Source organism: Treponema sp. Marseille-Q4523 (assembly GCF_016901105.1).
GTDB lineage: Bacteria > Spirochaetota > Spirochaetia > Treponematales > Treponemataceae > Treponema_D.
This window is the reverse complement of sequence record NZ_JAFEVM010000030.1, coordinates 12566-33270: the sequence shown is the minus strand read 5'-3', so window position 1 is coordinate 33270 and position 20705 is coordinate 12566. Positions and strand designations below refer to the sequence as shown.

At 49.9% G+C, this 20705-nt stretch carries 18 protein-coding genes; 6 read left to right on the top strand and 12 right to left on the bottom strand.

Annotated features, from left to right (window positions below):
* Positions 1 to 390: 390 nt before the first annotated feature.
* Positions 391 to 873 carry a hypothetical protein gene (locus JSQ97_RS09875; protein WP_205075899.1) on the bottom strand — a complete coding sequence of 161 codons (483 nt, stop codon included), beginning with the start codon at positions 871 to 873 and terminating at the stop codon, positions 391 to 393.
* A 177-nt stretch (positions 874 to 1050) separates the two neighbouring features.
* On the opposite strand from JSQ97_RS09875, the gene JSQ97_RS09870 reads away from it, so the two are divergent.
* Positions 1051 to 2619 carry a P83/100 family protein gene (locus tag JSQ97_RS09870; protein ID WP_205075898.1) on the top strand — a complete coding sequence of 523 codons (1569 nt, stop codon included), beginning with the start codon at positions 1051 to 1053 and terminating at the stop codon, positions 2617 to 2619.
* 163 nt (positions 2620 to 2782) lie between these two features.
* Here JSQ97_RS09870 and dnaB read toward each other — a convergent pair whose 3' ends face one another.
* From dnaB to rpsF, 5 genes are all read right to left on the bottom strand, one after another.
* Positions 2783 to 4105, bottom strand: coding sequence for a replicative DNA helicase (gene dnaB, locus JSQ97_RS09865; RefSeq protein WP_205075897.1), 1323 nt, complete (start codon positions 4103 to 4105; stop codon positions 2783 to 2785).
* Positions 4106 to 4311: 206 nt separating this feature from the next.
* Positions 4312 to 4920: a 50S ribosomal protein L9 gene (gene rplI, locus JSQ97_RS09860; protein WP_205075896.1), complete on the bottom strand. Its 609-nt coding sequence runs from the start codon at positions 4918 to 4920 to the stop codon at positions 4312 to 4314.
* Between the two features lie 124 nt (positions 4921 to 5044).
* A complete protein-coding gene (gene rpsR / locus JSQ97_RS09855) occupies positions 5045 to 5305 on the bottom strand; it encodes a 30S ribosomal protein S18 (RefSeq protein WP_231364258.1) in 261 nt (86 codons plus the stop codon).
* Between the two features lie 101 nt (positions 5306 to 5406).
* The gene (locus tag JSQ97_RS09850; protein WP_187383853.1) at positions 5407 to 5877 is read right to left on the bottom strand and encodes a single-stranded DNA-binding protein; all 471 of its coding nucleotides are present in this window, start codon (positions 5875 to 5877) and stop codon (positions 5407 to 5409) included.
* 29 nt (positions 5878 to 5906) lie between these two features.
* Complete coding sequence (gene rpsF, locus JSQ97_RS09845; protein ID WP_187383852.1) at positions 5907 to 6200, bottom strand: 30S ribosomal protein S6; 294 nt, start codon at positions 6198 to 6200, stop codon at positions 5907 to 5909.
* Positions 6201 to 6304: 104 nt separating this feature from the next.
* On the opposite strand from rpsF, the gene JSQ97_RS09840 reads away from it, so the two are divergent.
* The 4 genes from JSQ97_RS09840 (at position 6305) to JSQ97_RS09825 (ending at position 11520) form a co-directional block, all read left to right on the top strand.
* Positions 6305 to 7795: an ankyrin repeat domain-containing protein gene (locus tag JSQ97_RS09840; RefSeq protein WP_205075895.1), complete on the top strand. Its 1491-nt coding sequence runs from the start codon at positions 6305 to 6307 to the stop codon at positions 7793 to 7795.
* A 2-nt stretch (positions 7796 to 7797) separates the two neighbouring features.
* Positions 7798 to 8340 (top strand): 16S rRNA (guanine(966)-N(2))-methyltransferase RsmD, encoded by a 543-nt coding sequence (gene rsmD / locus JSQ97_RS09835; protein WP_205075894.1) that lies wholly within the window; start codon positions 7798 to 7800, stop codon positions 8338 to 8340.
* A 116-nt stretch (positions 8341 to 8456) separates the two neighbouring features.
* Positions 8457 to 9929, top strand: a complete 1473-nt coding sequence (locus JSQ97_RS09830) for a SurA N-terminal domain-containing protein (RefSeq protein WP_205075893.1) — start codon at positions 8457 to 8459, stop codon at positions 9927 to 9929.
* Positions 9930 to 9960: 31 nt separating this feature from the next.
* On the top strand, positions 9961 to 11520 hold the full coding sequence (locus JSQ97_RS09825) for an NAD-dependent epimerase/dehydratase family protein (protein WP_205075892.1): 1560 nt from the start codon (positions 9961 to 9963) through the stop codon (positions 11518 to 11520).
* A gap of 60 nt (positions 11521 to 11580) precedes the next feature.
* Here the strand turns inward: JSQ97_RS09825 and JSQ97_RS09820 are convergent, their stop codons facing one another.
* Positions 11581 to 12348: a DUF1295 domain-containing protein gene (locus tag JSQ97_RS09820; protein WP_205075891.1), complete on the bottom strand. Its 768-nt coding sequence runs from the start codon at positions 12346 to 12348 to the stop codon at positions 11581 to 11583.
* A gap of 113 nt (positions 12349 to 12461) precedes the next feature.
* On the opposite strand from JSQ97_RS09820, the gene JSQ97_RS09815 reads away from it, so the two are divergent.
* On the top strand, positions 12462 to 14279 hold the full coding sequence (locus tag JSQ97_RS09815; RefSeq protein ID WP_205075890.1) for a 6-hydroxymethylpterin diphosphokinase MptE-like protein: 1818 nt from the start codon (positions 12462 to 12464) through the stop codon (positions 14277 to 14279).
* Between the two features lie 94 nt (positions 14280 to 14373).
* Here JSQ97_RS09815 and JSQ97_RS09810 read toward each other — a convergent pair whose 3' ends face one another.
* The 5 genes from JSQ97_RS09810 to JSQ97_RS09790 form a co-directional block, all read right to left on the bottom strand.
* Positions 14374 to 14751, bottom strand: a complete 378-nt coding sequence (locus JSQ97_RS09810) for a type II toxin-antitoxin system HicB family antitoxin (protein ID WP_021329186.1) — start codon at positions 14749 to 14751, stop codon at positions 14374 to 14376.
* Positions 14748 to 14933, bottom strand: a complete 186-nt coding sequence (locus tag JSQ97_RS09805) for a type II toxin-antitoxin system HicA family toxin (RefSeq protein WP_021329147.1) — start codon at positions 14931 to 14933, stop codon at positions 14748 to 14750. The genes JSQ97_RS09810 and JSQ97_RS09805 overlap by 4 nt, the downstream gene beginning before the upstream one ends.
* A 110-nt stretch (positions 14934 to 15043) precedes the next feature.
* Complete coding sequence (gene lepA / locus JSQ97_RS09800) at positions 15044 to 16846, bottom strand: translation elongation factor 4 (RefSeq protein WP_205075889.1); 1803 nt, start codon at positions 16844 to 16846, stop codon at positions 15044 to 15046.
* A gap of 23 nt (positions 16847 to 16869) precedes the next feature.
* A complete protein-coding gene (locus tag JSQ97_RS09795) occupies positions 16870 to 18504 on the bottom strand; it encodes a S1C family serine protease (protein WP_239447080.1) in 1635 nt (544 codons plus the stop codon).
* Positions 18505 to 18511: 7 nt separating this feature from the next.
* The gene (locus JSQ97_RS09790) at positions 18512 to 20704 is read right to left on the bottom strand and encodes a hypothetical protein (protein ID WP_205075888.1); all 2193 of its coding nucleotides are present in this window, start codon (positions 20702 to 20704) and stop codon (positions 18512 to 18514) included.
* Position 20705: the final 1 nt, after the last annotated feature.

Sequence of the window (20705 nt, the reverse complement as noted above, 5' to 3'; positions counted from 1 at the left end):
GTACATACGCTATTCAGTATATAAATTTTACTTTCATCATATTGTTTACAAAGTTTTATGAGTTCGTCAAAAAATATGTTTTCGGAATTCGTTAACATTATTTTTTTCTCATAGTTATTGAATATCCTGTATTTCGTTTTACAATGTGCCGCTTCTATAAATATTGAGAGATTCGCGTCCGTTTTTAAATTTAAGCCGAACATTCTACGGGTGCGAAATTTATAAAATATCAATTTTTCATTTTCGTAATCCGCGCGGATCGTTTTACGATAAGGTATTATGCCGCAATTTTGCATACCTAAAAAGAGTATGCATAAAAAAGCACACGAACCGATTACATAAAAAATCTTTTTTCGCATTTCGGCATCCGAAGCCGCTCGGCGGTTTCCTTCAATACGTAAACGTGCCGTAAATTGCTTTAAAAGTATCAGCGTAGCGGTCGAAATCTTCGGGAGTCGAAGAAAAAGTCAATACGTACGCTTCGGTTCCGCTGATCGACACGAACTGCATCTGCTGCAAAGCGATCCCGTTGAGCTCGCCTGAAAATATCTGATAATCGGCGCCTTCTTCGATGAGTTTAAAATTCGCGTAAAGCTTTTTCAGCACTTCCCTTCCCGCTTTTAAATATGCTTTTACCGAATATTTTGACGGAAGTTTTTCTACGGTCAAATTGCCGTTTTCCTGAAACGTATCGTTTTCTTCAAGCGGCGAATACAGGATAAACACGGTCGCGGAATCCGTCCGCTGTGCGAGCCAAAGCGAAGGGATCGTTATGGAATAGTTGTCTATCTTTATCTGCATACCGTCGTCGCCGAACGCAGATGTTACAAACGCCAAAAACAAAACCGCCGCCAGAGCCGTCGCTTTTTTCATACGAACCTCGCTGTTATTTTTCAGAAATTTACGCTCATCATCTTACTCTTCGCGTGCCGGTTATGTCAATCGATATGAAATTGATTCTGCGAATGCGCGCTTTTACGATAGCAAAAATAATTGCCCTGTGCTATAATTATGCCGATATATAACCGTATCAATCGCGGAGGAATACCGATGAACAATCGCTTTGTTTTTAAAATCGCTCTGGCTTTTGCGTGCGCCGTATTTTTCACATCGGCGCTCGCATCTCAGGTAAACGAACCCGAACTGAAGAGCGTTTCCGATACTATCGAATTTATCAACTACGTCGGACCGCACGCGCGGATCGATTCGCTTTCGGCAATCAAAGCGATCGGCTCTTCATCCGGCCGCATCATCGCCCGTTCGCGCGATGCGTATATGACGGCAGGCGACAGCGGAAAATACTATGTCATCCACGCCGTCGACCCGAAGGAAAAAGGCAAGCTCGATGCCGATATCTTTTTTATCGGAAAAAACGCGACGGTCGATCACATCGTCAATCTTCGACGCATCATTTCGGCCTATCTTTCGGCGGCGTATAATTATTCCGAACGGGATGCCGATACGCTTGCGGTTTTTATAACGGTGTACAACGCGGTCTACCGCACCAATATCGATTATTTCAAATCGCGCTATAAAAATATCGTCACGAAAAATCTCACCGAAAAGATTTGCGGTCTTTCGGTGAGATACGACGAATGGCCCGGCCGCAGTCAAATCGTCATCCCGCTTAATGACGTAAACGGAGGCTTAAGCACGGTCGACACGTCGGCGATCAGCGACAAAAAGGTCGTCGAATCGATGAAAGAAGACGACGACCGGAACATCGAAAGCCGCAAGCAGATGGTCGACATCAAAGAACGCGAAGCCGACAATGCGAGCGAGCAGGCACAGAGCGCGCAAAAGCGCGCGACCGAGGAACAGAAAAAGCTCGACGAAGAGCAAAGAAAAAACGAAACAGCGCAGAAGGAAGCGGAAGCGGCGCGCGAAAAAGCGGAGCAAAATCCGAACGACAAAAAAGCGCAGGCCGACGCCGATAAAAAAGAGCGGGCGGCGGACGAACAGCAAAAGAAAACCGACGAACAGGCTGAGCGTACGAAGCAGGCAAAAGACGAAGCTTCCGAAGCGCAGGCTCGAGCCGATAAAAAAGAAACCGAAGCGCAGCAGGAGCGCAAGGAAATCGCAAAGGATCAGCAGGAAGTTATCGAGCGCGATGCTGCAAATGCGAGAGCGGGCGCCGTATACGGTATGCAGCTCACCGACGAAAAAGAACTCCTTTCGGGTTTGGTTAAAGTCAATTCGCAGACGGGCGAAGTCATTCACGCTTCCCCCGTCACCTTTATCCGCGACAGGACTTATTACTCCGTAGGCGGCGGCTTTATTGCGATCGCCGGAAAAAATGCCGGAAACGGTACGGTAAAGCTCGTCATCCTCGATCCGGTCAATATGGAAATCACGAAGGAAAGCGATGAAACGGTTTCCGAAAACTCCGTGCTCGCTCGGGACGGCAAAGACTACTACTGCATTATCCGCGACGGAAACGATTGGGTGTTGGCAAAGTACGACGAAACGCTGAAATTGCTTTTGAAATCGAAAGTGCCGCTCATGGAGAGTTCGCCCGTTTCCGTTTCCGACAGTGCGATCGTCGTGACGGGAAAAAACGGCAGGATCAAACTGCTTGCAAAAAGCGATTTATCCGAGCTGCCGCCGCAGAAAAAATAAAGCGGAACTGTGTAAAGCGGAACTCGGAATTGTAACGAGTCGATTTCGAGTTTTGCAAAGAAATTCGGAATCGGGGTCGTGTGAAGCTATATCGAATTCCGAAAAGAGATTCGGAATTATGGCTGTCCAAAAAGTAACCGACTTTTGCGACAGCTCTTTCCGTTCAATGATCGGCTTTGTTTTCGAATTTTGCGCACGGCGGTATAAACATCATTTCGACGGTGCCCGTCGCGCCGTTTCTCTGTTTTGCGACGATGAGCTTCGCTTCTTGCGGTTCATAAGGATCGTCCCGCTTTCTGTCGCGGTGTATGAATATGACGACGTCGGCGTCCTGTTCGACCGCGCCCGAACCGCGGATTTGAGCGAGTGTCGGCTCATTGCCTTCGGCATCGCGGGAAACCTGCGAAAGCGCGACGATCGGGATCGTAAGTTCGCGCGCCAGCGCTTTCAGCGATTTTGAAATTTCCGCTACCTGTTCGAATACGGGCGCGCTCCTGTCTTCCGTGACGATGAGTCCGATATAATCGATAAAGATGATTTTGACGCCCTGATTGGCGACGAGGCGGCGCGCCATCGCGCGGATATCGAGGAGCTTCATATTCGGCGTGTCGATGATAAAAAGCGGCGCATTATAGCAACGGCCAGCCGCGTCTTGGAGGCGCTGAAAATCCTGCATCTGCAAAAAGCCCGAGCGCAGTTTATTGCCCGGGATGCGCGACACTTGCGAAAGCAGGCGCTGGCCGATGAGTTCATACGACATTTCGAGTGAAAAAAATCCGCACGGGATCTGCTGGTCGACGGCGATGTACTCCATCATCGACAGCGCAAGTGCGGTTTTTCCGATGGAAGGACGCGCGCCTATGACGATGAATTCGGAATTTTGAAAACCGCTTGTCATCGTGTCGAGCTTTGAAAATCCCGACGGCACGCCGGTAAACTGATTGCGGCTCTTGTATCGCTTATCGATAAGCTCGATCGTTTCGGCGAGCACATCGTTTATGCTGCGGATCTTTGTCGTTTCGTTGCGCTGCGAAAGCGCGAATATCTTTTGTTCCGCTTCTTCGATGAGCTCAATGCTTTCGTGCGTTTCATCGAACGAAGAAGCGTGCATTTCCGATGCGATTTTGATAAGATCCCTGCGATAGGCACAGTCGAGGACAATGTCGGCGTAGTATTCGATGTTTGCGCTCGTCGGCACTTTGCCCGTCAAATCGGCGATATAGGCCGCCCCGCCCGCTTTTTCGAGGCTGCCGTCTTTCGTGAGCTGATTGATAACGGTGAGCGTATCGCCTTTGATATTTTGCTGCAAAAGCGACAGCATCGCCTGATAGATGATTTGATTTTGGAGCGAATAAAAGCGGTCTGCGCGGAGAATCGTAACGATATCCGTCGCGGCGTTCCAATCGAGGAGGAGCGCGCCGAGGACAGCCTGTTCGGCTTCCGCATTGTGCGGCGGAATCTTATCTTTTAACATCGCAGCTGCCATAGTTTTCTCCACACGCTTTCAACAGATTATCCCCAAGATATCCACAGCTTTGTCTCTTTAGACGGCAAAAGCCGGCCGCTCCTCGGGAACGCACCGGCCTTCGCCGCAATCCGCTCAATATTCGCTTATTAAAAACGAGATAAAACTGCCTCAAAAGCCGGTCGGCTTTTCAGACAGCCGCATTCCCGTTGTATCCGGACGGAAAATTACGCTTCGGCTCCGTCCGATTGCGCGCTTTCCTGCGAAACGCTTTCGGAAGTTTCCGCTGCGACCGCTTCCGCACCTTCGTTTGCGGAATTTTCACCTGCGCTTTCGGCTTTCGCCTTTTTCGCTTTGCCGTCGTCGGCAGCGTCTTTCACTTCGGTGCTCTCTTCGCCCTTTACCGAAACGACCATCTGAGCGGTCTGCGATTCGTAAAGTTTTACGGTGAAGTGGTAGTTTCCGACCGATTTGATCGAAACGCCCGGAATTTCGATGCGTTTGCGCTCGATTTCAAATCCGTTCTTTGCAAGCAGGTCGGAAATGACTTGGGCGGAAACCGCACCGAAAAGCTTTCCGGTTTTGCCTGCCGGCATCGTGATCTCCAAATGCAACGCTTCGAGTTTTTCTTTGAGGCTCGCCGAATCTTTGCGCTTTTGCTCTTTGCGCGCTTCTATTTCGGCTTTGCGGCTTTCAAAGAACGCGACGGTCGCGTCGTTATACGGTACGGCAAGTCTTCTCGGACGCAAAAAGTTTCGGAAATATCCGTCGGCGACGTTTTTGACGTCTCCTTCTTCTCCGAGCGTTTTAATGTCCGTGTTCAAAATGACTTTCATGTTCAAGCTCCTCTTAAAAATGGTATTGCACCGCCTCTATACGAGTTCGGCTGCGGCGGCACTTTGTATCGTTCGAGCGCGTCACCAGGAGTCGGATCGCATACCCGATCAATTAAATAGTTTTTCAGTCGGCTACGTAGGGCAACAGACAGATATTGCGCGCGCGTTTGATAGCCGCTGCAAGTTCTCTCTGGTGTTTTGCGCAGGTACCGGTGATACGACGCGGAAGAATTTTACCGCGTTCGGTCATATAGCGGCGCAGGCTGTCCGCGTTTTTGTAGTCGATCTTCGTTTTGTTCGCACAAAAGCGGCACACTTTTTTGCGGAAATAAGTTTTTCCGCCCTTTCTTCCCGCTCCTTTTTCCTCCGCCTCGTCGTCGCTCATAGTCGTTGTATCGAGAGCGGCTGCGTTCATCTTTTCTTCAGCCGAAACAGCGGCTGCGCTTTCGTTATTCAATTCGTCTGCCATTATAATCTCCAATTACATTAAAAAGGAATATCTTCGGGGAACCCGTCATCGGTCGGCGATGATGAAGCGCCGTACTGTCCCGTCTTTTCGGACGGCGCTTTCGGTTGGAATCTCGGAGCACCCCCGGACGCTTGTCCGCCCTCCGATTTTCCGCCGAGCAGCTGTACCGAATTCGCAACGACGACGACTTTGCTGAAGTTTTGTCCGTCCTTTTGCCAGCGGTCCTGCTTCAGATAACCGTCGACGGCGATCTGCTTTCCTTTGAGCAGATACTGTTTCAGGTTTTCGGCAGTCCGTCCCCAAATCGTTATATCGAAATAATTGACTTCGTCGACCCACTGCTCGCCTTCTTTTTTGCTTCGGTTGACGGCGATGCTGATATTTGCCCGAGCCATTTGACCGTTGCCGACATACGCAAAAGAGCGTTCGTCCGCGCCGAGGTCTCTCGTCAAGCGCCCGATCAAAAATACATGATTCATATCCGTCATACTGCAGCCTCCGAAAGCGGGATCGACCCTCAGTTCGCTTCTTTTTCGTCGAGCTTTACAAACAGGTATTTGAGCATATTCGTGTTGAGTTTGAACTGTTTGTTGATTTCGACGATCTTTGCGGGATTGAGCTTCATCGTAAACAGGATAAAGCGTCCCCGTTTTTGTTTTTTGATTTCATAGGTTAAATCGCGGTCGCCGAAGGGTTCTTCTTTTTCGATTTCGGCTCCGAATTCATTTAAAACGCTGCGGACATCGTCAGCGCCTTTTTTTGACTTTTCCTCGTCGAGCGGGAAAACGGTCATCAGTTCGTATTTTCGCATGGTATCTCCTTGTGGACATTTGGGAACTTCATACGAAGCTCCAAGGGGTGTTTTATTATATTATCAGATTGATGAAAAATGGTCAATCGTGTATACTTATCGATATGAAAGTATTTTTCCGAATTCTCTTCGTCATGGCATTTTTTTCGCTTGCCGCCGCCGCGTCCGACACATATCCGGATCTCATGCAAAGCGGCACGGCGAAGCAAATCAAACGCGCATTTTTATTCGACGGAGACGCGCCTACCCGTACGATCGGAAAGGAACGAAACAATCTCCTCATCACGGCGATCATACACGATCGGGAGGAAGATATCATCAGCGTGCTGCTCAAAGCGGGCATCGGTGCCGATCAAAAGAATCGGGAAAAGCGGACTGCCGTTTCATACGCGTGCGAATACTGCAGCGCCCCGAGCACATTTCGCCGCATTCTCGGTTCGGGTCGCGCATCCGAAAAAAAAATACACAAGCGTCTTATGACGCGCGATAAAAAAGGCAGATACGCTGCCTCATATGCGGAAACGAATCCCGCCGTCCGGGAAATCGTCGCATCGTATCTGAACGAAAGCGATATCGCCCTGCTGGAGCAAACGACAGAAGGCGGTGTACCGCTCCTTTCCGCTGCGGCAAATATCGAGCGACCGGCAGAAAGTACGGAAGCCGTTTCTGAGGCGACGGAAAACACTGCGGAAACCGAAGCGCAAGATGAGAAAGCGCTTTCCGAAACGCAAACCGCTGAAGCTTCGCCCGATGCGGTAAAGGATGCCGCTTCCGAAAACTCCTCGCCCGAAAAACAGGCGGGCGCCGCAGCAGCCGAAGCGGATGCAGCCGTTCCGCTGCCGCCGCCTGCCCTTCCACTTCCCGCTGTTCGTCCCTCGGCATCACACGGCAAAACCTTTTTATACGATTACGCCGAGTCGCCCTCCGATGCCGAAGAAGCTATGGCCGACACGGTGCAAAGCGAGACGATTATTAAAAATGTCAATATGCAGGATGAAAAAGGCGTTACGCCGCTTATGTTCGCGATAAAAGGCGCGAGTATTGATCTTACCCGTACTCTGATTAAAAGCGGTGCCGATGTAAACGCGCGCGACAAAGAAGGCTGGACACCGCTCATGTATGCGGTGAGAACGCAAAACGATCCCGATCTCGCCCGTATACTCATTGATGCGGGGGCTTCCGTCCGCGCAAAAAATTCCTACGGCGTGTCATCTCTCGTGATCGCAGCCGAATACTCGGAAAATCCCGACGTCGTTTCGCTGCTCCTCGATTCGTATTCTGCAACCGAAAGCGAAACCGTAAAAGCGTTTGTTCATACGATCACATCTTCAAACGTACCCCTCGCCGTCCAATGTGAAAAAATCCGGTGCTTTGTCGATAAGGGTGTGCCGATCAATGCATTTTGGGAAGGAAAAACTCCTCTTATGTATGCAGCCGCTGCAGCAAGGTCTACAGCCGTCATCGAAGCATTGCTCGAATCGGGTGCTCTTCCTTCGGCGCGCACGGCATCCGGCCTTCGCGCATTCGACTTTGCGCAAAAAAATCAAGCGCTGGAACACGACGACATCTATCGGTCGCTCAACGCGGATAACTGATCATGCGCATAACGGGCGGCGTTTTAAAAGGCCGGCAGATCAAGTGTCCGAAAGGCGTCATCCGTCCCGCAATGGACAGGATGCGCGAATCGGTGTTCGCGATACTCGGCGGTCTTGACGGAAAATCCTTTCTCGATCTGTTTTCCGGTTCGGGTACTATAGCGATCGAAGCGGCATCCCGCGGGGCGTCCCTCGTCGAACTGTGCGAAAAAGATAAAATCAAAATCCCCGTCATACTCGAAAATGTCGCCCTCGTCGAACGCGAACTCGGTATCGTCGTCAAATGCCATTTTATGCCCGTGGAATATTTTATTAAACGGTGTAAAAACAGCTTCGACTATATCTTTTTCGACCCGCCCTTTCCGTATAAGTTTCACGCGGAATTAATAAAAACCGCTGCCGAAAACGGTATGTGCAAAAGCGGCGGAACGATCATCGTGCACCGGCCCGAAGAAAAATCGATGCCCGATAAAATCGGAGAGCTTTCCCGCACGGATATGCGCCCCTACGGCCGCTCTATAGTCGACTTTTATTCAGTAACTTAGATAAATCAACGCACATACACGCGCGATACGCGCGACGCATAAATTGACACTCCGTCCTTATCGTGATAAAATTATATAATTTTCTATTTTATACGAATTGACATAAGGATTTTATCATGAAAAAGGGCTTTTACACCGCCGGCTTGATTATCGTTTTGGCCGTATCGGCTTTTGCGTTCATCCTCGCTCCCGCCATGGTCGGACGAGGCAATCGGGACATGCTCCCGCCGTTCGGATCCTACGACGGCAAAAAAATAAAATTCGAAGAAGGTTCCGATTTCAAAGACTACGTTGCAAAGTACGCGGATCTTTTTCAAAGACAGGGCAGACAGATCGACCCGCAGTCGAATTATTATATTTTCAATTATGCATTCAACGCGGTCGTTCAAAAAATAGCGTACACGCAGGCGATAGCAGAGAGCGGCTATGTCGTGCCGCAAAGCGCCGTAAACCGTGAAATGCTTCCGTACTTTTTTGAAAACGGCAAATACTCACAGCGAAAATACAGAGAAACCCCTGCATCCGAAATCGAACAGCGGCAAAAGGAAATCCGTGAAGAGCTTACGAAGAACCGCTATACAAGCGATATGTTCGGCGATTCCGAACAGTTTGCAGGCACGGCGCTGTACGGATTAAAATCGTCTGAAAACGAAATCGCTTTTTTTGAAAATTTCGGCACCGAAAAACGGGGATTCGATATGGTGTCTTTCAGCACCGACGATTATCCCGACAGCGAAAAGGAAGCATACGGACGTGCAAACGCGCAGAAATTTATTAAATACGATATGTCGATCATCACGTGCGGCGAAAAATCGAAAGCGGAAACCGTAGCGAAGCGCCTTAAAAACAACGAAATCACATTTGCAGACGCGGTAAACGAATATTCGACGAAAAATTACAGCGATGCGAACGGAAAATTGACAAATTCATATCGATATGAAATCGAACGTATCATAAAAAATTCCGACGACGTCGAAAAAGTCGTCTCCCTTGCAAAAGATGCGACGAGTGCCGTCATCGAAACGAATATCGGCTTTTCCGTGTTTCACGCGGACGGCAGCGCTTCCGATCCCGATTTTACAAATGAACAGACCGTAAAGGATGTGTGGAGCTATCTGCGCTCGAATGAAGCGGGGCGCATCGAAGATTATTATACGGATATAGCAAAGAATTTTGCAGCGGAAGCCGCAAGCAGCGGATTCGAGGAAGCGGCAAAAAAAATCGGCGCGGCGAACACGGCGATCGCTCCTTTCCCGCTCAACTACGGAAACGTTGCCTTTGCCAATCCCGTGGATACGAGCATACAAGGGCTTTCCGGTGCCGATACGAACAAAAACTTTTTGCAGACGGCATTTTCTTTAAAGTCCAATGAAATCTCATCGCCTGTCGTCAACGGGAAAAACGTGCTCGTGCTGCAGTATACGGACGAAGTAAAAGACGAGCCGTCGGAAAACGCGTCTTCGATTGAGAGACAGATTGCAAGCAGCGATGAAGAATCGGCTTCTTCGCACCTCATGGCGAGTCCGAAACTGAAAAACGATCTCTTTACGGTATACTTCAATTATTTTATGAATGCGTCGAACAACTGACAGCGATGTTCGCAATTTTATTTTACAAAAAATGAAAACGGTCTTCATTACCGGAGCATCCGGAACGATGGGGGCGGAAGCTTTGACGCAAATCGCGCGGACGGGAAAATTCCTGTGCCGCGTTCTTTTACGTCCAAAAAAAGCGAATACACGCTTGGCAAAAAAGCTTCAAAAAAACAAACTCATTGAAGTCATATTCGGCGACATACAAAATTACGGCGATTGTCTTACCGCCGTAAAAGGCGCCGACTATGTGCTTCACTGTGCGGCGATCATTCCGCCTGCTGCCGATCACAACCCCGACGAAACGTTTCGCACCAACCGTCTCGGTACCGAAAATCTGCTCGAAGCCGTAGCTGCGAGCGGCCAAATCCAAAAGACAAAATTCGTTTACATCGGTACGGTTGCCGAATACGGAAACAGAACGTTCAAACACCCGTGGGGACGTGTCGGAGACCCGCTCATGCCGAGCGCATTCGACGTGTACGCTGCAAGCAAGATAAAAGCCGAACGCGCGGTCATCGATTCTCCTTTGTGCTGGGTGTCACTGCGGCAAAGCGGCATTTTATACGACCGTGTACTTTTTAATAATATGCACGACGGGCTGATGTTCCATACGTGCTGGAATACGCCGATCGAATGGGCAACAGCAAAAACTTCCGGCTTGCTTTTGAAAAATCTTGTCGAAAAAGATTCGGATGGAACGCTCGGCGCCGATTTTTGGAAAAAAGTATACAACATCGGAAACGGAAAGGCTTCCCGCGTTACGGGCTTTGAAACGCTCGACCGCGGCTTTAAGATGATGGGACGAAGCTGCACCGAAATTTTTAAGCCCGAATGGAACGCAACGCGCAACTTTCACTGTATGTGGTTTTCCGATTCGCACGTATTGAACGAATACCTCGATTTTCAGCACGAAAGTTTTGAAGAATTCTTTTCACGACTCGAAAAAAAATTATGGTATTTTAAATTGGGAAAACCCTTTCCGCGTCTCGTACGACGTTTTGCGATAATGCCGCTTTTGCGCACGAACAATGCGCCTGCCTTTTGGGTTTCGCACAGTCTTACAAAACGGATCAACGCTTTTTTCGGTTCGCTCGAAGCGTACCTCGCGCTTCCGCGCAGCTGGGAAAAATTTCCTTTATTGTGCAAAAATCAAAATCAGGAAACGGGCGCTTTTTTGGATTACGAAAAATTAAAGGATGAATCTTTAATCGAACAAAACGGTTTGCTTTTAAATCACGGCTACGATGAAACGAAAAAGACCGAAGAGCTCGATATTGAAGACGTAAAACAGGCGGCATCTTTCCGCGGCGGAAAGTGCGTAAGCAAAACGATGACGAAGGGCGATATGTACAGCCATTTGCAATGGCAGTGCCATAACGGTCACCGCTTTACGGCAAGCCCGTACTTGGTTCTAAAAACGGGACATTGGTGCCCCGAATGCTGCAGCGCTCCGCCGTGGAATTTCGGCGAACTTGCAAAGCACATTCCGTTTTATGCACAGCTGTGGTACGACGATCACGGAAAAGATGAAACCGAATCGTATTCGGCCGAAGACGGCCGCGACATATTGGCCTACGAAAAGTAAAAGCGCACCCAAAACAATCGCCGTCGTCGACAAAGGGTGAGTCGTATTCCCTGCTGTAAATCAATATAAAAACGGAATTATGCGCTTGGGCTTATATCGCGCCGTTTCGTCGGGGAAGATTTCGGCATATTTTTTATAAATCGCATCGGCTCTCGGCACCAAATTGCACGCAGTCCAAAACACAAATAAAAAGCCCGGAAGCGACCACGTCAAAACGGCAAAGCCGAGCCATTCCACGAGTTCGCCGAAATAGTTTGCGCTCGTAATATAGCGGTACATTCCACGGGACGGATAATAATGCTTACTGTCGCCGGCCGGACGCAGAGAGCGGATATAGGCGTCGGAGCGTATATTGATAAACATGCCCGCAAAAAATAAAATCGTCCCGACAATAAAACGCGGATCGAAAAGCCAGCTGCGCTCGTACATTTCGGCAGGAGAAAAATAAAAAATCCACAAGCCGATTAAAAACGCGTTTATGGTGTTGAAGATCATGCCCATAAGCACGATTGTAAGCGGCATTTTGCTTTTGCCTTTTAATAAAAACGGAAAAACAAAGGTACGCTGTATATAGTGAGCGATAAAAAAAAACGCCAGCAGTACGCGTACCGGCCTGTGTTCATAGTTGAGCGCGCAAAGCAAATAGATCATAACGATGAGCGTCGGACACTCCATAAGTATCCATGCGATTTTATTGTTAAAAGCGAATCCCCATTTTTTATCGATGAGCTTCCCGTATCCTGCGGGAATAAAATACAAAGCGAAAAAACAAATCAATCCTGTGACAAACATAATTATTTCGACGGCACAATACAAGGAATACGACATACGCGCAGTATCGGCGTTTTTTTTATTTTAATCAAGCCGTATTTACATAAATACGATATCTTGTTCTAAAATAAAAAATGTCATACAATCCGATATATAAAATCCGAGGGGGTATGTTGATTAAAAACGGAGAAGCGGTGATCGAAAACGATGACGGAAATCCCCGACCGGTGCGGACGGAAGGGGGTCTTTCCGTTTTATACAAGGGCAGATACCTCTATTCAAAATACGCGCCTGAAAAAGCGGTCAGGAGCGCAGTTCTGTCGAAATCCCTTGCGCCGGGCACCCTCGTGCTCGCCTGTTCCCCCGTCCTGTGTTTATGCCTTGCCGAATTGTGCGCCTCGCTTCCCGAAAATTGTTTCGTACTCGGCTGCGAATTCGACGCGGCTCTGTACGATTTTTCGCTGAAATACATTCCGCTCGGGCTTGCCCGTTTTGCACTGCTTTCTCCGGACGAATTGCCGAATCTCCCGTTTATGCTCACAAAGCGCCGCGCCGAAACAAAAGACGGAACGCCTCTTCCGCCTGCAGGAACTTTCCGCCGCGTTTTGCGCACAGACTTTTCGGCAGGCACGCAGTTTTTTCCGCAGCACTATGCGGCGCTTACGGAAGCTGCGGAAAATGCCGTAGCGCGTTTTTGGAAAAACCGCATCACGCTCATCAAATTCGGACGCCGCTTTTCAAGAAATCTTTTTCGCAATCTCGCACATTTAAGCCGCTCAGTCCCGATCGAGCGCGTTGCGCAGTCGGTCGAAAAACCGATCATCGTTTTCGGTGCGGGCGAAAGCATGGAAAAAAGCGCCCGAAGCATTCGAAGCGTGCAAAGCGCGTTTTACATCGTCGCAGCCGATGCCGCCCTCGCCCCGCTTTTCCGTCTCGGCATCGAGCCTGACGCCGTCGTGTGCGAAGAAGCGCAGTCCGTCATCGCACCGTTTTTTTTAGGCGTAAACGGAAAGCGCTTTCGCGTATTTGCAGGTATTACGTCGTGGCCGAAACTTTTCGACCTGTGCGGCGCCGATATCTGCTATTTTTCACCGCACTATGACGACACGGTCTTTTTCGACTCTCTTGCCGAAAGAAACATTATCCCTCCCGTTATGCCGCCCCTCGGTTCGGTAGGACTCACCGCGACAAAGATAGCACTCATGCTTCGGAAAACCGATCGCGTTCCCGTCTTCGTTACGGGACTCGATTTTTCATACCGCGCAGGTACGACGCACGCGCGCGGAGCGGAAGCTCATACGTCGCGCCTTGCATCGAGTTGCAAAACCGCGCCCGCATCAAATTACGATGCGGCATTCACTTTCTTCATGCAAAAAATTATCGGAAAAGACGGTACGCCGTTTTTTACTTCCCCCGCCCTCCTCTCATACGCCCAAACCTTCCGCGCTTATTTTTCCCAATCGCCGAATCTCTTCGACGCGGGAACGACGGGCATCGACTTGGGACTTTCGAAAAAGAGCGCGGACGAATTGATTCGAAAAAGCGGCAATACGACCGAGGCGAAAACGACCGCCGAAGGGAAAGATTCGAACGAAGCGAAGACAGAGAACCGAAAGCCTGCGGTAAAAATGGAAACGGCTATCGCTCGAAAGGATGCGGACGGGAAAGCGGCGCATGCGAAAAAAACGTTTGCCGAACAAGCGGCGTTCTCCGAACGAAAAGCGCTCTCCGTCCGTGATTTTTACGAAGAAGAAGAGCGCTCTCTCAAACGCTTAAAAAATATTCTATCGTCGGGGCAAAATATGAGCGAAAATGAGCGCAGCGCCGAAATCGAAAAACTGCTTCGCTCCCGCGAATATCTGTATCTGCATTTTCCCGACGGACTTACAGCATCGCTTACCGTATCGTTTTTAAAGCGCGTCAGAGCGGAAATCGATTTTTTTATTAAAGACATTGCAGTCGGAAAATCGATTTTGGGAAAAAATTAAAATAGTGCGGATAACTGCACTTCCGACAGCAATGCCCGAAGCCGAAAATACGCGCGTTATCATCGTCCTACATCAGGCGATGTAGAAAGCTGCTCTATATTACAAGATTTAATTTTTCACACAATGCGTCTTGTAATGTTTTACTAAAATTGACTCCCGCTTTTTCCGCCTGAATATTAAGCCATGCCGGAATTGTCAATGTCTTTTTTATTGCCTTTTCATTTACTTTAAATTCGCCGCATACAAAAGACATAAAACTTTTTTTATCCGTTTTAATTTTATTTGCGGCCGACGCCTTAGGCAAGGTATCGACCGTATAATCGTCTTGTAAAAAAAGCTCCATCGCTTCAACCGCGTTTGCATACGTTTCGGCTTCCGTATCGCCCTGCGTAGAACATCCGGGCAAATCGGGAAACTCAACCCAGAAACCGCCGTCTTCACTATGAAAAATTGCAGGATATATAACTTTCATTTTTTTGCCTCCAGTTCGGTTCGTTTCAGAATAGCCGCTAAAAGGCCGGTTTTCATATCTTTGCCGTGCACGGGAATTATCTCGATTTTTCCGTTTTTCGTGATTTTATGATGACTGTCTTTCACCGACACTAATTCCCAGCCGTCTTTTAATAATAATTTCAAAAGGTCTTTGTCTTTCACGTTTATAATTACAATACATGTAATACGTATTGTCAATAAAGTGTATACGTTTTATCAAAGTCTGAAGATGAAGCGGCGTTCAGCTTCTTCTCAAATCGCCATTCGCCCAATTATTTTTCTTCACCTTCTTTGAGAACGGCGAGGAAGGCCGACTGCGGGATCGCAACGTTTCCGACCATCTTCATGCGCTTTTTTCCTTCTTTTTGTTTTTCGAGGAGCTTACGCTTCCGCGTGATGTCGCCGCCGTAACACTTTGCAAGCACGTCTTTGCGGACGGGGCTCACCGTTTCCCGCGCGATGATCTGTCCGCCGATGGCGCCTTGGATCGCGATCTTAAACTGTTCGCGGCTTATCTCGCCTTTGAGCCGTTCGCATACGCTCCGCGCACGCTCGGTTGCGTTTCCTTCAAAGGTCAGCTGGGAAAGCGCATCGACGGGTTTGCCGTTTACCAAAAAATCGACTTTGGCAAGCTTTGTCGGCCGGTAGCCGATGAGTTCGTAATCGAAAGAAGCGTAGCCGCGACTGTAGCTTTTGAGTTTGTCGTAAAAATCGAAGAGCACTTCGGCAAGCGGCATTTCGTAGACGAGCTCGACTCTCTTTTCATCGAGATACATCATATTCGTCTGCTCGCCCCGTTTTTGTTTGCACAGTTCCATGAGAGAGCCGAGGTACTGAGAAGGCGTGATGATCGACGCTTTGATATACGGCTCTTCGGCTTCTCTGATGCGGCCTGAAGGATACTCCGACGGATTATCGATGTAGGTCTCTTTGCCGTCGGTCAAAACGAGTTTGTAGCGAACCGAAGGAGCGGTAAAGATAACCGACTGATCGTAATCGCGTTCGAGCCGCTCCTGTACGACTTCAAGATGCAGCAGCCCCAAAAAACCGCAGCGGAAGCCGTTTCCGAGCGCGAGCGAATTATCCTTTTCGTAAATCAAACTCGCATCGTTGAGCTTTAATTTTTCGAGCGCGTTTTTCAACTCTTCGTATTCGTTCGAATCCATCGGATAGATGGAAGAGTAGACGACGGGCTTTACGTCTTTAAAACCGGGCATCGCTTTTTCGACGGGATCGGCCGCATTCGTGATCGTGTCTCCGACGCGCACGTCGCTTACGGTTTTTATCCCCGCGATGATATAGCCGACGTCGCCCGCTTCGAGGCAATCGGTTTCTTCAAAATCGATTTTAAATATGCCGACCTGTTCGACTTTGTAATCGGCGGAACCCGCCATCATGCGGATCACGTCGTCTTTTTTTACCTTTCCGTCGATGATGCGCACGTGGACGACGACGCCGCGGTATTCGTTGTAATTGCAATCGAAGATGAGCGCGCAGAGTTTTCCGTCGGGCGATCCCTTGGGCGGCGGAAGACGGGCGACAATCGCTTCCATAAGTTCATCGACTCCGACGCCGGTCTTTGCCGACACGAGGACGGCTTCATCTCCGTCGAGACCGAGCTCTTTGGTAATTTGAGCTTTCGTTCCTTCGACGTCGGCCGACGCCAAATCGATTTTATTGATGACCGGAATGATCACGAGATCGTGTTCGACCGCCATATACATATTGCTCACCGTCTGCGATTCGACACCCTGCGTCGCATCGATCAACAGCAGGGCGCCTTCGCACGAAGCGATGGCGCGGGACACTTCATAGGAAAAATCGACGTGGCCGGGCGTATCGACGAAATTGAGTTCGTAATCGACGCCGTCTTTTGCCGTATACGGAATCGTCACCGCTTGGCTTTTTATCGTAATACCCCGTTCGCGTTCGATATCCATCGTATCGAGGAGCTGGTCTTTCATCTTCCGCTCGTCGATGATTTTTCCCTTTTGAATGAGGCGGTCGGAAAGCGTCGACTTTCCGTGATCGATATGAGCCGTAATGCAAAAATTGCGTTTGTACTTTAAATCCATAGCACTTCCGAAATTGTTAATTATTAAAAATAATAAGGACTGTCGAGAGGAGCCGTTAATCCCATCGCGATGTCGAGAAAACCTTTTTTCCTTCTGCGCGTATACAACGAAACGTGCACGGCATCGTTATCGTCCGCAAATACGACGCGCGAAACGCTCACCGGATCGTTTTCCGAAAAACCCGATTCGTCGGCGATGCCGCCTTTGAGCACGTCGACGACGGTATACGAGCGGTGATTTACGGTCGAAGAAGAAGCGAGCTTCATGCCGAAAATCGGAACGAACGAACCCGAAATCAAATCGCTTTTGTATATTTCGTAGCCCGGGTTGTCGGGACGGGGCGCAAGATAGACGTATTTTTTGCCCGAAGCATCTCCGCGCACGTACGTGCATTTTACGATCGTGTCGGGGATGTGCGAGCGGAGGATATCCTGCATCGCTTCGATCGAATCGACCGTTTTTCCACCGGCAGACGTAAGGACGTCTCCTGCGGCGAATTCCGCGCGGTGCATACTGCCGCCGGGCATAAGGTATTGCACTTCAAGCCCGATATTCTGTTTTCCGTCGTTCGTCTTTTTCGTGTGCCCGTACGCGCACATCCACGGATGTTCGCGTTTTCCGCCGCGGAAGAGCATCGGCAAATCCTGCCGCAGATATTCGACGGGAATCGCAAAGTTCAAGCCCTGGTACTGCACGATGCCCGCGAACACGACCGCCTGCACGCGCATTTGAGAGTCTATGAGGGGGCCGCCGGAATTCCCGGAGTTCACCGCGGCGTCTATTTGAAAAACACTTCCCGTCGTAAAGAGCTTTCGCTCGACGTTCGACACGATGCCCTGCGTAAGCGTGCCGCCGAGTCCGAGCGGAGTGCCGATCGCGGACACTCTGTCGCCGATTCCCAATTCGGCGCTTGAACCGAGGGCAAGAACGAAGGGCGCATCCACTTCCGCTTTCAGCAGCGCCAGGTCGAGCACCGCATCGTAGCCGACGACTTTTGCGGGAATGCGCGTGTCGGGGTCGGAAGCGAGCTTGATGTAAAGGCGCGAATACTTTTCGTTTTTCGGATTTACCGTATCTTCGATGACGTGATGGTTCGTCACGATATAGCCGTTTTTGGAGATAAAAAAACCCGAACCGATAACGCGGTCGGCGTATCCCGCTCCGTCTTTGATCGATATGCCGCGGTCGATCCACACCGTCACCGTCGCATCGATGCAGTCGGCGATCGTTTTCGGAAGACAGCTCTCATCGACCGAAAGACCGGGAACGCCGGATGCGCACAATGCGCTCAATTCGCCTTCGCTCATGCTGCCGCGCAAAACGGATGCCGCACCGACTGCGGAAAGCGAGCGGTAATATTTCAAAGCGGACAGATAGTCTTTTGTCCCTATCGCTTCGTCGTATTTTTGAGCGACCGCCGTCCGGCATAGAGAAATCGTATCGGCATCTCCGAGAAGCTCGGCATGCCAGAGCGCGTTTACCGGCTCCGTTTTAACAAGATCGGCGATGCGTTTTTTTTCGTTTTCGTACACGTCTTTTTCCGTGTAGTTCAAGCGCTCATACACCGATTTCGGCTCGCCGAGCGATTTACATGACAAAACCGCAAACGATAAAACGACGACGATAAAAATATATTTTATTAATTTTATTACACGCATGAAAACCTCAATTACCCCGCACTCCGTTTTGCACTTCGCTTACGGCTCCCGCATTTCCCGTTTCGCCCGCCGTTTGAGAAGTCTGAGCCGCTTTCGGAAGGTCTCCCGTCGTTTCGGAGGAAGTCTCTTTCGGAACATCCGGCACGAGGGCGGCATAGGTCACGCCTCCGATACGGACTGCAAGCATAAGGCGCGAAGCACCTTGAACGGGTGTCACTTTTCCCTCTTCGGAAACGGATGCAAGCGCGGAGACGGCACGCGCTTCGTCTTCGGCCGTTCCGGCTTCTCCTATCCAATACAAAGAAGCGCGCTTTCCTTTTCGGACATTATAATCGATACCGCCCGAAACGACTTTTACCGGCACACCGTTTTCGCTTCCGACAACGACGAGACGTCTTTCGGGAAAGAGATAAAACGAAGCCTTTTCAACCGTCGCTTTTCCGGCCTTTTGCGCCATACGCTCGTAGCGCACGTCCCATAAACCGTCACTGTCGGTATCCCACGAAACGGTTTTCGCACCGTCGGCTGCATATTCTTCGATAAAATCCTCGGAAGCGTCTCCGTCTCTGTCGATTCGGATCGCTTTGATATAGACGCCTTCGTCTTTCGGAGAGCCGAGTATGTTTTTCGAAACGCGAAGACGCTCTTCAGAAGAAAGGTGCATCGCGTTTTCGGTATCTCTTCCGAAAACTTCGACGGTTTCGAAAACACCGTCGCCGTCGTTGTCGACGGAACGCGTTTTCGGAAAACCGTTTTCGAAGACCGCTCTCGCATATACTTTGCCGCCCGCATAATAATCGGCCGTCTGCATTTTTCCGTCGAGCACGCTGAATGAGATAGTCGCCCCTTCCCGCTCGGTCGACGGCACTTCATACTTCGACGCGGCGAGCAAAAGCGATGAGCTGTCGGACAGCGGAACATCGTTTTTTACGACGGGAACAAAAAAATCGAGTCCGAAATCGTCTTTGAACTCGCGAAGAACATCCATCGAAAAGGGCGACCACAAAAGAGCGCCGTCGGCAAAATCGAATGACGATGTATGATTTTGCGAATCCTGCTCGGTAAACTCGGCTTTTAAAACGGACGGATAATTTCCGTATTCGATTTTGCAGTTCCGCATCGAAAGCGACACGGGAGCGCCGAAATCGCACAGGGCGCTCCATTCGTCGACGCCGTCGGTGTTTTTGTCGTATGAGATCGATGCGGGTCTCCCGCGCTCATAGCGGACGGTAAGGTTCGCTTCCAAATCGCCGTCCGTGTCGACCGTGAGTACGCCGCCGTAAGATGCGATGTGTTCGACGAAGATGCGCTTTGCGTTTTCTTCGGTGAGGGCACTTGCAAAGTCTGAAAGTACGCGGAGAGAAATCGTTTTATCGGCGAAATTAAAAAAATACGAAACGGCTTCCTCCTGCGATATAAGACCCGCAGATAAAGCCGCGCGGGCATAGAGCGGATGTCTCATGCCTGCCGCCGCGAAGGCTTGGAGCATACGCTTTTGTGCGTCGCCCGATGCAAAGAGGCACGCATAGATTTCAAGCTCCGCATCGGTACGGTTCCGGCGCCCCATGCGGGCGATGAGCGAATCGGCTATCGACTGAACGATGAGCGGAACATCGTCGCCCTTCATCGCGTATTCGCAGCGGAAAAACAAAAGCGGAAAACGCGTATCGTTCGGATAGATTTTACGCGCACCGTTCACTATGCTCCGCGCTTTATCGATCGTATCCGCACTTCTCATGCGGTAATACGCTTTTAGGCGCACATACTCGGCGTCCGCGGAATAGATGAATGAAGGCTCGTCGAGCACGCTGACGGCTTTTTCGTATGAGCCCGTATCGCACAATAAATCCGCGTACAAAAGCCGAGCTCCGTCGCGGTTATAGCCCGTCCACACACCTTCGGTAAGCGCCCTTTCTGCAAGCGGGAGGATTTCCGCGCGAGGATGTCCGAGCTTGGCAAGAACGGCCGCTTCGATATAATGCAGGTCGGCGACACTGTCATCGTATGCGAGTCCCATCTTCGCCTGAGCAAGAGCGGCATCCCACGCGGAGTCGGCAAAACAATCTTCGGCGAGTTTTAAAAATCTGACGGCGGTTTTTCTGTTCGCCGCGGCAAGCGCCTTATCTTGGGCAAAAAGCGATGCGGAAAAATTAATAAAAACAATCGATGCAAACACTGCGGCAAGCGCCGTCTTTTTCATA

Coding starts and splice junctions, on each gene's coding strand:
- rplI (WP_205075896.1), bottom strand. CDS start 4,920: ATGAAAGTCATTTTGAACACGGACATTAAAACGCTCGGAGAAGAAGGA.
- JSQ97_RS09840 (WP_205075895.1), top strand. CDS start 6,305: ATGAAAGTATTTTTCCGAATTCTCTTCGTCATGGCATTTTTTTCGCTT.
- JSQ97_RS09790 (WP_205075888.1), bottom strand. CDS start 20,704: ATGAAAAAGACGGCGCTTGCCGCAGTGTTTGCATCGATTGTTTTTATT.
- rsmD (WP_205075894.1), top strand. CDS start 7,798: ATGCGCATAACGGGCGGCGTTTTAAAAGGCCGGCAGATCAAGTGTCCG.
- JSQ97_RS09795 (WP_239447080.1), bottom strand. CDS start 18,504: ATGCGTGTAATAAAATTAATAAAATATATTTTTATCGTCGTCGTTTTA.
- dnaB (WP_205075897.1), bottom strand. CDS start 4,105: ATGGCAGCTGCGATGTTAAAAGATAAGATTCCGCCGCACAATGCGGAA.
- lepA (WP_205075889.1), bottom strand. CDS start 16,846: ATGGATTTAAAGTACAAACGCAATTTTTGCATTACGGCTCATATCGAT.
- rpsR (WP_231364258.1), bottom strand. CDS start 5,305: ATGAGCGACGACGAGGCGGAGGAAAAAGGAGCGGGAAGAAAGGGCGGA.
- JSQ97_RS09875 (WP_205075899.1), bottom strand. CDS start 873: ATGAAAAAAGCGACGGCTCTGGCGGCGGTTTTGTTTTTGGCGTTTGTA.
- JSQ97_RS09820 (WP_205075891.1), bottom strand. CDS start 12,348: ATGTCGTATTCCTTGTATTGTGCCGTCGAAATAATTATGTTTGTCACA.
- JSQ97_RS09825 (WP_205075892.1), top strand. CDS start 9,961: ATGAAAACGGTCTTCATTACCGGAGCATCCGGAACGATGGGGGCGGAA.
- JSQ97_RS09815 (WP_205075890.1), top strand. CDS start 12,462: ATGTTGATTAAAAACGGAGAAGCGGTGATCGAAAACGATGACGGAAAT.
- JSQ97_RS09850 (WP_187383853.1), bottom strand. CDS start 5,877: ATGACGGATATGAATCATGTATTTTTGATCGGGCGCTTGACGAGAGAC.
- JSQ97_RS09810 (WP_021329186.1), bottom strand. CDS start 14,751: ATGAAAGTTATATATCCTGCAATTTTTCATAGTGAAGACGGCGGTTTC.
- rpsF (WP_187383852.1), bottom strand. CDS start 6,200: ATGCGAAAATACGAACTGATGACCGTTTTCCCGCTCGACGAGGAAAAG.
- JSQ97_RS09870 (WP_205075898.1), top strand. CDS start 1,051: ATGAACAATCGCTTTGTTTTTAAAATCGCTCTGGCTTTTGCGTGCGCC.
- JSQ97_RS09830 (WP_205075893.1), top strand. CDS start 8,457: ATGAAAAAGGGCTTTTACACCGCCGGCTTGATTATCGTTTTGGCCGTA.